The 15,022-nt window shown below is 47.0% G+C and carries 8 protein-coding genes; all 8 read left to right on the top strand.

Annotated features, from left to right (window positions below; translation table 11 throughout):
* Window positions 1-27 precede the first annotated feature (27 nt).
* On the top strand, window positions 28-6,171 hold the full coding sequence (locus tag ACESZH_RS01675; protein WP_373216227.1) for a SpaA isopeptide-forming pilin-related protein: 6,144 nt from the start codon (window positions 28-30) through the stop codon (window positions 6,169-6,171).
* A gap of 128 nt (window positions 6,172-6,299) precedes the next feature.
* Complete coding sequence (locus ACESZH_RS01670) at window positions 6,300-6,593, top strand: hypothetical protein (RefSeq protein ID WP_373216225.1); 294 nt, start codon at window positions 6,300-6,302, stop codon at window positions 6,591-6,593.
* 9 nt (window positions 6,594-6,602) lie between these two features.
* Complete coding sequence (locus ACESZH_RS01665) at window positions 6,603-7,514, top strand: hypothetical protein (protein ID WP_373216223.1); 912 nt, start codon at window positions 6,603-6,605, stop codon at window positions 7,512-7,514.
* A gap of 30 nt (window positions 7,515-7,544) precedes the next feature.
* Window positions 7,545-7,982, top strand: coding sequence for a PrgI family protein (locus tag ACESZH_RS01660; protein WP_373216221.1), 438 nt, complete (start codon window positions 7,545-7,547; stop codon window positions 7,980-7,982).
* Window positions 7,957-10,428, top strand: a complete 2,472-nt coding sequence (locus ACESZH_RS01655) for a VirB4-like conjugal transfer ATPase, CD1110 family (RefSeq protein ID WP_373216218.1) — start codon at window positions 7,957-7,959, stop codon at window positions 10,426-10,428. The genes ACESZH_RS01660 and ACESZH_RS01655 overlap by 26 nt, the downstream gene beginning before the upstream one ends.
* A 16-nt stretch (window positions 10,429-10,444) precedes the next feature.
* Window positions 10,445-12,124: an NlpC/P60 family protein gene (locus ACESZH_RS01650; protein ID WP_373216217.1), complete on the top strand. Its 1,680-nt coding sequence runs from the start codon at window positions 10,445-10,447 to the stop codon at window positions 12,122-12,124.
* Window positions 12,114-14,399 (top strand): NlpC/P60 family protein, encoded by a 2,286-nt coding sequence (locus ACESZH_RS01645; RefSeq protein WP_373216215.1) that lies wholly within the window; start codon window positions 12,114-12,116, stop codon window positions 14,397-14,399. Before ACESZH_RS01650 ends, ACESZH_RS01645 begins: the two co-directional genes overlap by 11 nt.
* A 10-nt stretch (window positions 14,400-14,409) precedes the next feature.
* A complete protein-coding gene (locus ACESZH_RS01640) occupies window positions 14,410-15,021 on the top strand; it encodes a hypothetical protein (RefSeq protein ID WP_373216214.1) in 612 nt (203 codons plus the stop codon).
* Window position 15,022 lies beyond the last annotated feature (1 nt).

Here is a 15,022-nt window from a genome sequence, read left to right as displayed (position 1 = left end):
GGCATAGCAGTGTAAAAGGAGGATAACATGCGATCAAAATTGAAAAGAGGGGTGTCCCTGTTGCTGTCTGTGGTGATGGCAATGTCGGGGGCAGGAAATGTAATAACGGCATCGGCAGAAGAACTGGCAGAGGAAAATGCGGTGGTCAATGAAACGGAGCTGCTGGAAACAGAAGCACCGGTTTATTCTATTACACTTCCTTATTATGAGGAATGCAGCTATGACTTTGATAAAGAACATTTGAGAGAGCCGGTGGAAGAGAAAAAAGAAATTGTCCTGACCTATGAAGCAGATGAAAAGGTAGAGATTTCTCTTTTGCCAAGTGGAACGCTGGAGCTTGGGGAAGTGCGTCTGTCCGATCAGGAGAAGCATGACATTCTATTTGAATGGAAAGATGAGAATGCATTGGAGTTTTTTATGCCTGCAAAGGATATCTGGCTGGAAGCAGCATTTGTAACACCAGCTACAGAGATGATGCAGACGGAGGCAGCAACAGAGATCGTTCAGACGGAACTGGCTTATCCGGAAACAGAACAGGCAGACGAGCCAGCAGCGGAAGAAGAGACTGGGGATGCGGGGAAATCTGAAATAGAAGTATTACCAGAAGAATCAGAGCAGGAACCGGAAATCGCTGGAGGTGATACGGCAGTTGAGGAAGAAACAGTGATGGAAACAGAAGCGGATGGAACGGAAGTTCCGGATGCAGAAGTGACAGAATCTGAAGAAGAGGTTTCTTATCAGGAGGAGACGGATGCAGACGGACTGCCGCTGCAGGGAAGCATCGTGCAGGTGGAATCCATAACCATTCCTTTTGATACCTGGGAGTTTGACCAGTATTCTGATTTCCGGAACATTCTCTATGATACAGATGTCTGTACGATTGAATATATTTCGGATGATATCATTTATGATGCGGCAGGAACGTACAGCAGCATCTATCGCGTAACAGATAAAGAAAGCGGAAAATTCTGGTTTGTGCTGCGCCCGGTTGTGGTATCTGAAAAAAATGCAGAAGAAGTTGTGGAGACTGAAGCGCAGGATATTCCCGTGGAACGTGAAACAGATCTTTCTGAGCCTACAACGGAAAGCGAAGAACTGATCGAGTCAGAAGGAATGACGGAAGTTGTAACAGAAGAATCGGAAGAGATGGAATCAGAGTCGGTAAGTGAAATAGAAGTGATCGAGGAGGCGGAATCAGAACAGGTAAGTGAGACAGAAGTATCAGAACCGGAGTTTCTGATGGATGCAGAAGTGGAACCGGTTATGCTTCTTGCCGAGGCTGAAGAGGAAGAAGCAGATGAAGACCCGGTGCCGGATAAATTCAAGTTGGTGGTGAAGGGAATCTATACAGCACCGTCTGCTTTAAAAGCAGGTGATGCATCCACCACTTATAAAACCGTTGTATTTTATGAAGACGATGGCTCAACGGTAACGCGGATGGCTTATTGTATCCAGCCAAAGGAGACAAGTCCCGGAAGCGGGCAGACCTACGATAAGGATGATATCGAAATCCTTGATGATAGTACGAGCAAGGATAAAAAAATGATGAAGGCGATGTATTACTTATACGGAGGACCTGCCTGGAACAAGAGCATTGAGTATGCGGACGGCAGCGGAAGTGTAAATTTAAAAACAGTCATGACGGAAGCGGGATGCAGCTCTGTCTCTCATTACTATACGATGACCCATTACGTGCTCAGTTATTTATATATGAATGGAAGCAACTGGAATTATAACAGCAGTGAATCCGGAGTATTAAACAGCAGCGGCGTAAGTCTTGTAAAAAGTGTAGTCAGTTATCTGAATAAACTTCCGGTCCCGACAACAGAACTGACCCTGTCATCCCTTACAGCGACGTATGCGGATGGTATCAGTGTTTCTCAGACTACTACTTATAAAGCGATTGACGAAAATACCGCAAAGATCAAGCTGCCGGATGGAGTTGTACTGGTAAATGAAACCGCCGGAGAAAGTGCGACAGGAACTGTGACGATCAGTGGCGGTGATAAATTCCATCTGGAAGCAGATGCATCCGTAGAGGGGAGTGCAAGTTATACGCTGACCTGTAAATATGCAACGGATTTTACTGCAATGAAATTAAAACTGAGCGGTAAACAGGATATTGGGTTCAGTTATTTTTCGGGTGACAAAACATTGTCTTTATCTGTAGAATGGCCGGAAATTCCAAAGAATAAATCCATCGAGCTGCAAAAGTATGACAGTGTGACCGGACAGGCCGTGGCAAGAGGAAAAGGCGCTTCTTTTGCAGGAGCAGAGTATACCATCTATGCGGATGCAGCTTGTACCACAGCTGTTGAGGTAATGACAACCAATGCGGATGGATACGCGAAAAGTTCTGAGATCCCGATCGCGACCTACTATGTAAAAGAAACCAAAGCACCGGTGGGTTACTCCATGGACGGGGCTGTTTATACGGTGGAAATGAGTCTTACAGATGAAGTGGAAGTCTACGCGGTAAGCTCTAAGGAATCCATTATTCCGGAATATATTGAACTGCAGAAGAAGGATAAAGAAACCGGACTTACGAAACCTTACAATGATCTGGTATCTTTTGCAGGAGCAGAGTATACCATCTATGCAGATGCAGCCTGTACAGAAAGAATCGAAGTCCTGAAAACAGATGCAAATGGATATGCAAAGAGTTCCCCGTTACTGGTAAATACCTATTATGTGAAAGAAACCAAGGCTCCCAGTGGATATCTTCTGGATGAAACTGTTTATACGGTGGATATGAACCATACAGATGCTATTTCTGTTTATGCAGTAGGTTCCCCAGAGCAGGTGCTTCGCAAACCCATTGAAGTGCAGAAGATGGATGGCGAGACCGGACTGGCCCAGCCGCAGAACAGTGCCGTAAGTTTTGAAGGCGCAGAATACACCATTTATGTGGATCAGAACTGCAGCGAGCAGCTGGAAGTGCTTGTGACAGATAAAAACGGATATGCGAAAAGTTCAGACCTTCCGGTGGGGACTTATTTTGTAAAAGAAACCAAAGCACCGGTCGGCTATCAGCTGGATACCAACCTGTACACAGTAACGGTTGGTGAGGATGATAAAACCGTATACCGGATTACTTCTATGGAACAGGTGATCCGGGGTAGCCTTTCCATTATGAAGTTTTTAGATGACAGCTATGAGGAATCCATCCTGCAGGACCGTGTAGAGAGTGGCATTCTTTCAGGTATTTGTTTTGTGCTGAAGCATGAAGATCAGACGGTCCCGACCGTAAAGATCGTAACGGATAGATATGGCTATGCTGCCACAGATGCGGATGCGCTTGTGTATGGTACCTGGTATATTACGGAGGATCCGGAAACTACTCCAGAGGGGTATGAAGGAATCACGGATGTAGAAATTATGGTATCCGAAGCGGAGACGGACCTGAAATATGTAGTCAGCAACAACCAGCCAGCCGCGCAGATCAAGTTGGTGAAAAAGGATGCCCATACAGGCAATGAAGTTTCCATTTCCGGAGGAAAGTTCCAGATCCTTGACAGCGAAGGAACTGCTGTGACTATGCCAAATCCGCTGAACTATGCAGAACTTACGGATACCTTTACGCTGGATGTAAATGGCATGATCTATTTCACCAATGCATTAAAAGCAGGAAAGTACCAGATCAAAGAACTGGAAGCACCGGAAGGATACCTGATCGGGGAAACACTTAAGTTTTCTGTTACAGAAAATCATGATTATCTGGATCCTATGGTGATCGAATTTGAAGATGAGCCACAGATGGGAAATATCCGTATCAAAAAGCTGGATCAGGATACGGAGCAGATGCTTGGGGAAGGATTTGCATTTGAGATTTATGCGGCAGAGGATATCACGGACGGAAGCGGTGCAGTGCGGACCATCGAAAGAGATGGAAAGATGGTAGAGCTGAAAAAAGGGACTCTGGTTACGACTGTAGAAACCGGGTCAGATGGCTGTGCGGAAACGGACAACCTGTATCTGGGCAGCTATCTGGTAAAGGAAAGTATAGCCGGAGAGCATTATGCGATCAGCCAGAAGGAGTACCCGGTAACACTGAAAGCAAATGCGAAAGTAACTGATGTGACTGTGGAAGTACAGGTGAAAAATGAAAAGACGAAACTGGAGCTTTTAAAAGTGGATGCATCTGAGGAAGAAACGGTACTGGAAGGAATCCGGTTCCGTATTTATTCCAGTAGTGATGTGGAAGCAGAAAAGGCAAGACAGGTAGCGGAAGCAGTAGAAGAGCTGCGGATCAGCCAGAACCCGGAGAGGGAAGCATTCCTTGCACAGCAGAGCGAGGCACTGGCTTATTTTGATGCAGAGCAGCACTTAGAGGAAGAACGTGAGCAGTTTTTGGCTGTTCAGGCAAAAGAGCTGGAAGCATTTGATGACGGACTGCAGAAAGACCGTGATGCACTGGAAGCGCAGCTGAGGGAAGAACTTAAGATCACAGATGTTTCCGGACTTGGGGCGGAATATATTACAGATGAAAATGGCTATATCCTTTTGAACGAGTTGAACCATGGCTGTACCTACTTCGTATATGAGACTGGTACACTTCCAGGCTATAACCTTGATACGGCAGTTTATGAATTTACAGTGGATGCAGATGGTCTGATCGATGGAAAATCAACCTACCGCTTAAAGATCGCCAATCAGCCAAATCAGTTGGAAGTAAGTAAGATGGATATTACAGGAGGCAAGGAGCTTCCGGGGGCGACTCTTACCATCAAAGACAGTGAGGGAAATGTGGTGGAGACATGGGTATCCACAGAAGAACCGCATCGGATCGTTGGGCTTCCGGCAGGAAACTACATATTGATTGAGGAACAGGCTCCGGAAGGATATGCCATTGCAGAAAGTATTACCTTTACGCTTACCGACAGTCTGCAGGTACAGCAGGTAATCATGTACGATGACCTGATCAAGATTGAGATTTCAAAGAAAGACATCACGGGAGAGGAAGAACTTCCGGGTGCATACCTTGCGATCACCGATCAGGAAGGAACTGTGGTGGAGGAATGGATTTCTGAAGAAGAACCGCATCTGGTCAATCTTGCAGTGGGAACCTATACGCTGACGGAGATTGCAGCTCCGGAAAAATATGCGACAGCAGAATCTGTTGAATTTACCGTAAAAGATGATATGTCAGTGCAGCATGTGACCATGTATGATGCACCGATTCAGGTATCTGTTTCTAAGAAAGATATCACAGGTGGAGAAGAACTTCCGGGAGCGCAGCTTACGATCACGGATCAGGAAGGGGCTGTGGTAGAAGAATGGATTTCAACAGATACGCCGCACATGGTAAATCTGGCTGTCGGAACTTATACCCTGACGGAGGTGGCAGCACCAGAAAAGTATGCAAAGGCAGAGAGTATTGTTTTTGAGGTCAAAGATACCATGGAAGTACAGCAGGTAGTGATGTATGACAAACTGATTGAGGTTTCCATTTCCAAGAAGGATATCACGGATGATGGGGAACTTCCGGGAGCGCAGCTTACGATTACGGATGCAGAAGGAACCGTGATAGAGGAATGGACTTCCACCGATACACCGCACATGGTAAATCTGGCAGCCGGGACCTATACCCTGACCGAGGTGGCAGCGCCGGAGAAGTATGCAAAAGCAGAGAGCATTGTCTTTGAAGTAACAGATGGCATGGAAGTACAGCCAGTTGTCATGTATGATAAGCCGATTGAAGTATCTATTTCCAAGAAAGACATCACGGATGATGAAGAACTTCCGGGAGCGCAGCTGATCGTAAAAGATAAGGATGGAGCTACTGTGGAAGAATGGATTTCCACAGATACGCCGCATCTGATGAATCTGGCAGCCGGATCATACACGCTGACCGAAGTGACAGCTCCGCAGGGGTATGAAGTTGCAGAAACGATCACCTTTGAAGTGACAGATTCTATGGAAGTGCAGCATGTGACTATGTATGATGCACCAAAAGAAGATACCGTGGATCTGACGGGAAAAGAAGATACGAAAACGACTACCGTAGGTACTGGTTCCACACCTTATGGCGGAGGTGGGACAACCGTTACTTCCGCACCGGTCCAGACAGGAGACTATAACCGTTTTGCGGTTGCGATCCTGCTTATCATTGGTGGTATGGCTGCATTAACGGCCTTGATCGCGGAAAAGAAAAATAAAAAGAACAAATAAGAGAGTGGAAACATTTTTACAGGGCAGGTGTACCGGTGTGGTATGCCTGCTTTGTTTTAGGAGCGGATACTTTGCAGGAATGAAAAACAGTAATTCACCAGCAGAGTGCTTCTTAGAAGGGAATGGTAATGATGAAAAAACAAAAAAGGAACAGGGCATGGATGCTTGGTATGCTGCTTTTGCTTATGATGCCGGTTCAGGCAGGCGCGGCAGAGGTAGTAACCAGCAAGATCAATGCCTTAAATGAGATCGTATTAAATATCGTAACTGCAGCCGGTGTGATCGTACTGGCATGGGGGATATTCGAATTTGCCACTGCTTACCAGAGCCACGATACATCCCAGCAGACCATGTCACTGAAAAAGGTAATATCAGGGATCCTGATGGTTGGTGCGCCTACCATCATCAACTTATTAAAATAGGAGGTTTGCATGGGACTTATCAGTAGTGCGATTGATTCTGCGCTGGAAAGTGTCGGGAGCGGCATGATGGATACCGGGGAATGGATGCTGCAGGGAGGTTATGCCGTGTGGCAGAGCTGCAGCGCCTTGACTATGGAGTATGTTAAAAAAAGTCCGATGGCGCAAACCAATGCCTGGGCAATTGTGACCGGTCCGGTTTATTCTTTATCGCTTGGCATTGCGGCATCACTTGCAGTGCTGTTCTTTGTGATGGGCTGGCTGCGGGAATCCATTGATATCAGGAATAACTTTACGTTAGAAAATACCTTCCGATTTTTTGTCCGTTTTGCGATCACCGCGTCACTGATCGTAAATTCACTGGCACTGGTAAATGGCATTACAGAGTGTGCGACTGCAGTCGTTGGTACTATGAATACACAGATGAAAGAAGTGGATGCAGATGGTATTTTTGATGACCTTCGGGCATCCATCGAGGAGGATGACGCGGCAGATGGGGGAACATGGCTGGCAATCGGATTTGGAAGTATGGTCGGCGGGCTGCTTGGCGGCCTTGTCATCATTGTATGCGCAGTCACTTTGGTACTGTCAGTATTATCAAGGCTTTTTAAGCTGTTGCTGTGTATCCCCTTTGCCCCGGTGGCGTTTGCCGGATTTGCCGGAGGCGCAGAGTTTTCCCAGACAGGGATCGCATGGCTTCGGACTTTTATCGGATATGCGCTGGAAGCGGTGGTGATCGCGCTGGCGATTTCCATTAGTTTTGGTCTGTTTCAGGATGCAAATCTGTTCGGAACTGCCGGGGCGGAAGCAACTATAGTGACTTTGATCCTGCAGATCTGTGAATACTGTATGCCAATGATCACGGCTTGTGCTTGTGTCAAGGGAGCAGAGATGACCGTGCGCAGATGTCTGGGACTGGGCTAAAAAGAAATGAGTGTTATGGAGGTGACAGGGATGCAGATACCTGTAAATAAGAATCTGGATGAGTACAAGGATGATTTTTATAAAGGACTGACACTAAAGCAGACGGTGCTTTCTGTTCTGACTGTTGTGGTCGGTACGGGAATGTTTCTGCTTTTGCATAGTATCTGCGGGATAGGGCAGACTGCCGCACTATATCTTGCGGTTCTGGCAGCATTGCCCTTTGCAGCTTCCGGTTTTTTGAAGGTTCATGGAATGGCACTGCCGGAGTATTTCAGGCGCAAGAGAGAGGTGACCGGGCAGGTGATTTACCGGTTTGAGCCGGTACTGATTGAGGCGCAGGAAGAATGGGGACAGGATTTTCCGGAGAAAAGAAGAACAGGAAAAGAAAAACATCCGGTTCTTGAAAGCAGGGAAGAAATGACAGCGAGGATGAGAGTGATTTATGAAGAAACGAATGCAGGATTATAAGCAGCTTACAACGCGGATTTACAAGGTGCCAAAAAGTGTGCAGGAGCTGCTTCCCATAGGTAAGATTTCAGAGGATGGGATCTTTCAGCTGGAGCAGAAAACAGAAGGAGCTAAAAAGCAGTTCGATAAAGCTTATTTATTCCAGGATACGAACTTTGCCGCCATGGATGAGTATGAAAAGGAAGAGTTTCTGAAGAAGTGGTGTGTCCTTCTAAATAGTATCAGCGTGTCTGTAAAATGTCTGGTCATGAATCTGAACCGGGATATGAAGCGGGCGGAGGAAGAAGTATACCTGCACAGCAATGAAGCGGACCAGCAGGAGCTGACAGAGGATTTTAATGCACAGATTTGCAGTGCGATGGTGGGAGGAAGAAATGGAATTGAACAGGTCCGGATTCTGGTTTTCAGCTGCTGGAAGCAAAGTGCAGAACAGGCCAGAGATTATTTCCGGTCGATGGAAGCAAGTCTGCAGATATCATTTAAAGGCCTGCAGAGCAGCCTGACACCGCTTACTGCAAAAGAAAGATTTCGCTATCTGCATGCTTTTTACCGTCTGGGAAAAGAAAAGCAGTTCCAGATGAAGGAGCAGATTTCTTTTTGGAGAAAAAAGGACTGGAGGGATCTTATTGCTCCACGTTTGGTGAAGCATTATCAGGATGAGTACGGGACATGTGATGGGATCACCCTGCAGATGGAAGGGCGCTATGTGCGGACATTGTATGTTCCGGTGCTTCCAGGCAGCATCAATCCGGAGATCGTCCGGATCCTGACTTCGGTGCCTTTCCATGTGATCCTGACTTGTGATGCGGCGCCGGTTCCAAAATCAGTAGCCATGAAGCGGCTGATGGAGCTTTACATGCAAAACGGCAGAGCGATTGAAAAACAGCAGGAAGCAAGGCGAAAGGCAGGGGCGTGGGCCAGCGATATTACTTATGAGCGGCGCAGGGAACGGGATGAACTGGAAAACTATATGGATATTGTCAGTGAAAATGATGAGAAGCTGTTCTATGTGGGCATCTATGCCACCTTAAGCGCAGGAAGCAAACAGGAATTGGAAAATCAGGTGACAGCGTTTTGCAGCATTGCGGAAGGCGAGGGCTTCTATTTTGAACCGGCTTACTGGCAGCAGATCGATGCGCTTGATACGGCGCTGCCCACCGGGGCAAGGTTCTGCAGCATGATGCATCCTGTTTTTACGCAGTCGCTTGCGGCATTTACGCCATTTATCGTTCATGAAATTTATCAGCCTGGCGGCTTTTTCTATGGGGTCAACCGGATCAGCAAGAATGTGATCATTGCCGACCGCAAGCTGCTGAAAAATGGGAACGGCTTTATTCTTGGGATCACAGGAAGCGGAAAAAGTGCGCAGGTAAAGATGCTGCTTCTTCAGATATTCCATGGGACCAAGGATGATCTTATCATTATCGATCCGCAAAATGAGTACAAAGCGGTTGTAGCTGCGCTTGGTGGACAGTTCATTGATTTTGGAGCCGGATCGGGACATTATATCAATCCTTTGGATATGGACAACCTGAACTATATGGATTCATGGGATACCTTTCTGATGGATAAGACAGAGCTGATGCTGGGGATCTATGCGCAGATTTTAAATGATGAGCTGACTGCGCAGGATAAATCCATCATAGGCCGCTGTGTCCGGGAATTGTATGGAAAGGTGGGAACATGGAAAAAGAAGTCCCCTACGCTGCAGGATTTTTATATGGTCATGGAACGACAGCCGGAAGCACAGGCACGGGAACTGACCCTTGCGCTGGAGCTGTTTGTGACCGGTTCGCTGGATATGTTTTCGGTTCAGACGAATGTAAATACCAAGAGCAGAATGACCGTATATGGGCTTGCAAATCTTGGAAAGGAAATGTCCGGGATTGGCATGCTGATCATGCTGGAGAGTATCCGGGCAAGGATCGCGGAAAATGCAAAGAAAGGCAGGGCAACCTGGCTTTTCATTGATGAGTTTCACAATCTGGCTTCGGATGAGTTTTCCGCCCGGTATCTGGAAAAAATCTGGAAGGAAGTGCGTAAGATGGGCGGCCTTTGTACTGCTGTGACGCAGAACATCGCAGACCTGCTCAGCTCAAAAACGATTGAAACCATGCTGTGTAATTCGGAATATCTTTCTCTTTTGAACCAGTCGGACATTGAAATAGAGATCCTGAGAAATACGCTGGGGATTTCAGATAACCTTCTTAAATATGTCCATAACGTGGAGCCAGGATGTGGACTGCTGAAATTTGGAGAGAAATATATCCCCAATGACTGCAGACTGCCAAAAGAAAGTGCGACCTATCAGCTTTTGAATACGAATTTCCATGAGATCCAGAACATGAAGCAGAAAGCCGGAGGAAAAAAGGAAATCCGGAACATGATTGCAGGATTGGAAGGGGAGGTCAGACAGATGGCAGAAGAGGAAAAAGAGTATCCATAAAAGGATGTGAACTTGGATGGAGTTACGGACAAAAGAAGAGATACGGGAGATTGAGACCACAAAGGTGATCCTGCGTCAGGCAGGCGGTGCGGTGATCTATCAAAGGGGAGCATACAAAAAAGATGGTATGGGAAATCTGGATGACCGCAGGAGAAAAAGAAAACAGGGGGAACTTCAAAATAGATCAAAACGTCCGGAGCATGTCATGCAAAAGCAGAAGCTTACCGCAGAACAGCAGAAAAAGTGGGCTTCTTATTCAACAGTACAGAAAAAACGGATACTTGTGCAGGCAGAAAAAGCTGTAAAGCGGAAACTGCCGGAGCAAAGAGAGGAACTTTATAAGGCGCAAAAAGAGCCGTTTATCAAATTTATCGTACAAAAACGGTGGTTCCACAACAGGAAGCAGCATGATGGAACTGCAGATAAAAAAGAACGAAAGACTTATGCAGAAGAAATCCGGCAGACACATTATGAAGAACGGCATAGGAAAAAGGAACAGCGCAGACGGAAACGGATATATGCTGCAGAGCTGATCGGGGCGGTTGAATTAGATTTAAGGCGGGATGACTGGATCAGACAGCAGCAAATGAGAGGACAGCTGGAAGCCAGCATGGGAGAACTGGAATGGAAGACAGGGACGGCAATAATAAGGACTGTGATGCTGCCAGTTCGGGTTCCAGTGTCCGTAATCCGGACCAAAGTAGAGGCAGCTCTTTTGCAGGCAGGAGCAAACCTTTTAAAATATGCAGCCTCCGCAGTGGTTCCGCTGGTGACTGCGTTACTAATCTTTTTGTTTGCCGCTTCGCTGCTTTCCGGTATTGCCGGTGAGGAAGAACAGCTTGGGTATGCTTCTTCGGGATATGAGATCGTTGCCTATGCAGAGGAATGGATCGGAGTGACGAAATATATCTGGGGAGCTGGAAGAGACAGTGCGACAGCGTGGCAGTCCTATGCAGACTGCAGTTCTTTTGTACATGGGGTGTTTGCTCATTTTGGATATGAGATCGGATATGACACTTATGCGCAGGAGCATGCCGGGACTCTGGTATCCGGAGGTCTGGACGAGGCTCTTCCGGGAGATATCATACTGTTCTTCAGCGGTTACATAGGCGCGGGAAACAGTTCTCACGTAGCGATTTATGCAGGCGAGGGAAGGATGATCCATTGTTCTGGAGGAAGAAGTAATGTATCACCGGAAACAGCAGGAAGAGGTGTCTGCTGGGGATATCCGACTGCGGATGGCAGACCATTTCAGGTGCGCCGGATCGTGGAGTGGGCATCTGGCGGTGATGCGGGAAATGCAACATCTGGACACCGGAAAGATACGACTTCTTATACACAAAGCCAGATGGAGCTGATCTGGGCGATTGTAGCACAGGAAGATAATGGAAGTTATGCGGGAGCGTTAGCAGTTGTTACTTCTGCTATGAACCGGACAGAATCGGCAAACTGGAAATATTGCGGCAGCAACGCTCTGGCACAACTGACCGCGTCCGGCCAGTATTGCTATAGCAATGATAACTACTGGAGGGCGAGGTTAAATGGTAACGTTCCATCCTATGTAAAACAGGCGGTCAGTGACTGCCTGCAAAGGGGGATCCGGAACCATTCTTTTACAAGTTTTCGAAGCACAAAAGGGAGTCAGACTGGCCCTAATGCGGTGCAGATAGGAGGAAATTGGTACTTTGGCAATTAGAAAAAAGAGGAGATATAAAACAGCTGCAGTGATCGTAAGTGCAGCATTACTTGCAGGAAGTGTGTGGCCGCTGGGGGATGCGGGGCAGAAAATCTATGCGGAAGAAATAAGCAGCGAAAAAGAAACGGAGACTGCAGAAGAAACCGAGTTTTTGAAAGAAATGGAACAGACTGAGGAAACAGAACTGGAGAGTGAGAAAGAAAACACGGAAGAGTCCGAACTGCCAGATGAAGTGGAACTTCCGGGAGAAACAGAGCAGATGGATGAGCGCACTGATCAGAATGAAACAGAATCGGAAAGCGAAACCGAGAATACAGAGGAGGCCGAGTTTTCTGATGAAGTGGAAGTGCCGGAAGAATCCGATCAGTCGAATGAAATGGAAGAACCGGAGCAATCCGATGAAACTGAAGAGCCAGAAACTTCAGATAAATCAGGAGAACTGGAAGATTCAGAACTATCAGATAAGCCGGAGAATCCGCAGGAACAAGAGAAAGAAGAAAGTCCGGCAGGTCCAGAGCAGCAAGAGGAAATAGAGAATCTGCAGGAATCAGAAATGCCAGGGGAAACAGATGCTTCGGTAGAAACGGAACTTTCAGGAGAAGCAGAAGTTCCAGAAGATACAGAGTTTCCCAAGGAATCGGAAGTGGAAACAGAATCAGAAGCGGAGACAGAATCCGAGGCAGAGTCGGAAAGTGAATGGGTGACAGAAACAGAACTGGAAAGTGAATCTGAGACAGAGGCGAGTAGAAGTAAGAATGAAGAGTATTCTTACTCCAGTTCATTTAGCGGCAGTTCCTACTGGGATGAGAGCTGGTACGTGGAGAAAGATTTCCGGTTTGTCCAAGTCGAAAAGGAATATGGAATCGTAGAAGGTGGGCAGTCCATTGCTGTTTATGAGGCTCCGGATACAACGGCAGAAGTTGTCGGGGAAATCCCATACTTTGGTATCGTCTATGTTCTGGAGGAAGAAGATGCGCAGTGGGTTTATGTAGAATCCGGAGCAGTCCGGGGCTTTATGCAGACAGCATTTCTGGCAGATGCCGGTTATGCAGATACGCTGGTAAAAGCGATAGGGGAAAATTCTTTTCGGCTGGCGGAAGTAAGCTGCGAAAAAGCAGATAATGACGCATTTACCTATACCCATACAACAGTACAGGAAGTGCTTGCTTCAAAACAGTATTCTCTGGTGATCCAAAGCGGTTATATTCAGGAGTATCCAAAAGAAGAGTCCAGAGAGATTGGAAAGATCACTTCAGGAAGTCTTGTATACCTTCTGGAAGAAACAGAGGATGGATGGTTTTTCGTAGAATCCGGTGAGAGCCGCGGCTTTATACGAAAGGAGATGCTTTTATCTGGAGCAGCGGCAGAGGAAATGGTGACGGTGCTTGGCGAAGAGGAAGTTTCGCTTGCAGAAACTTATATCCAGCCGGAAGAGAACCGGTCCTGTTATTTTACCCTAAAATCAGTGAAGTCTGCAGAAAACGGAAACGGGGAAAAGATTGCGGAGCTTGCACTTAGTTTTGCCGGAAAACTTCCTTATGTCTGGGGTGGGACAAGCCTGACAACAGGGGCAGACTGTTCTGGCTTTGTACAGAGTGTCTATGCAGCATTTGATATCTCAATTCCAAGGCTGGCAGAGGAACAGGGGATATCGGGTCTTGAAGTACAAAGTATTGAAGAGGCGCAGCCGGGAGATGTAGTTTACTGGGCAGATGGTCCACATGTTGGCATTTATATCGGGCATGGGCAGGTTGTTCAGTGCAGCGGAAACAGTAGTAATACTGTAGCCAACCCCGGCAAAGGGGTGACGGTCAGTGCGATTGATTACCGACCAATCACTTCTATCCGGCGGTTCCAGATCGAAACAGACTGGTATACCGGAAATGGCGGGGAGCGTGTGGATCAGACCACTTATTCACAGGAACAGATGGAACTCATCTGGGCAATCGTGGCACAGGAGGATAACGGTAGTTACGAGGGCGCACTGGCAGTCATCACTTCGGCCATGAACCGTACCGAGTCGGCAAGCTGGAGCTATCTGGGGAATAATGCGTTATCGCAGCTGATGGCACCGGGGCAGTATTGTTACAGCATGGACAATCACTGGAAGCCAAGGTTAAACGGAAATGTTCCGGAGTATGTAAAACAGGCGGTAAATGACTGCTTGAAAAAGGGAATCCGGAACCATTCTTTCACCAGTTTTCGAAGCACAAAGGGAAGCCAGACAGGAGCAGATGCAGTACAGATCGGCGGCAACTGGTTCTTTGGATCATAATGGAGGGCGCATGGAGAAAAAAGAGATACGAAGATATGTTGTAATCATAGCAGCCATCTTTTTAATATCAGCTCTGATTCCTGCAGCTATCGGAGCAGTAACAGATATGCTGGTTGAGCAGATCCAAATGGGACAGGTTGATGAGGCACAGTCAGAAGAAAGTGAAGAAGCAGGAAAAATGAGTGTTACACTGCCGGACTTAGCAAAAGGTCAGCTAAATTCCGGCAGCGTAGAAGAAACGGAAACGTCAGAGCTGCCATCTGCAGAGAAAGAGATCATTTCGGATACCGAAGATTCCTATGAAAGAGAATTGGAAGCATACCGAAAGCATATGCAGCCGGAGCTGTCTGAAACGAAGAAAGGGGCTGCGGCAGATTTTGTAGGAGAACGGAAACAACAGTTTTTTACTGCAGTTGCGGATTACATTTTTTCGCTCTATGGTGACAGTTTATCGGTTACAAAAATTGATGTGATCGAACTGGTAAAGGACAATGAAACAGAGCTGGTATATCAGATCGAAGTATTTGCAACAGATGGCAGCAAGGAGTATTCAGAGCAGTTTATCAGCTCTTACAACAGAGAATGGGATTTTTACAGCATCTATTCCTACAGCGTAGAGTAAA

The sequence above is a fragment of the Ruminococcus sp. 5_1_39BFAA genome, assembly GCF_964240875.1.
GTDB lineage: Bacteria > Bacillota > Clostridia > Lachnospirales > Lachnospiraceae > Blautia_A.
The sequence above is the reverse complement of the archived record's forward strand: the minus strand, read 5'-3'. Positions and strand labels throughout refer to the sequence as shown.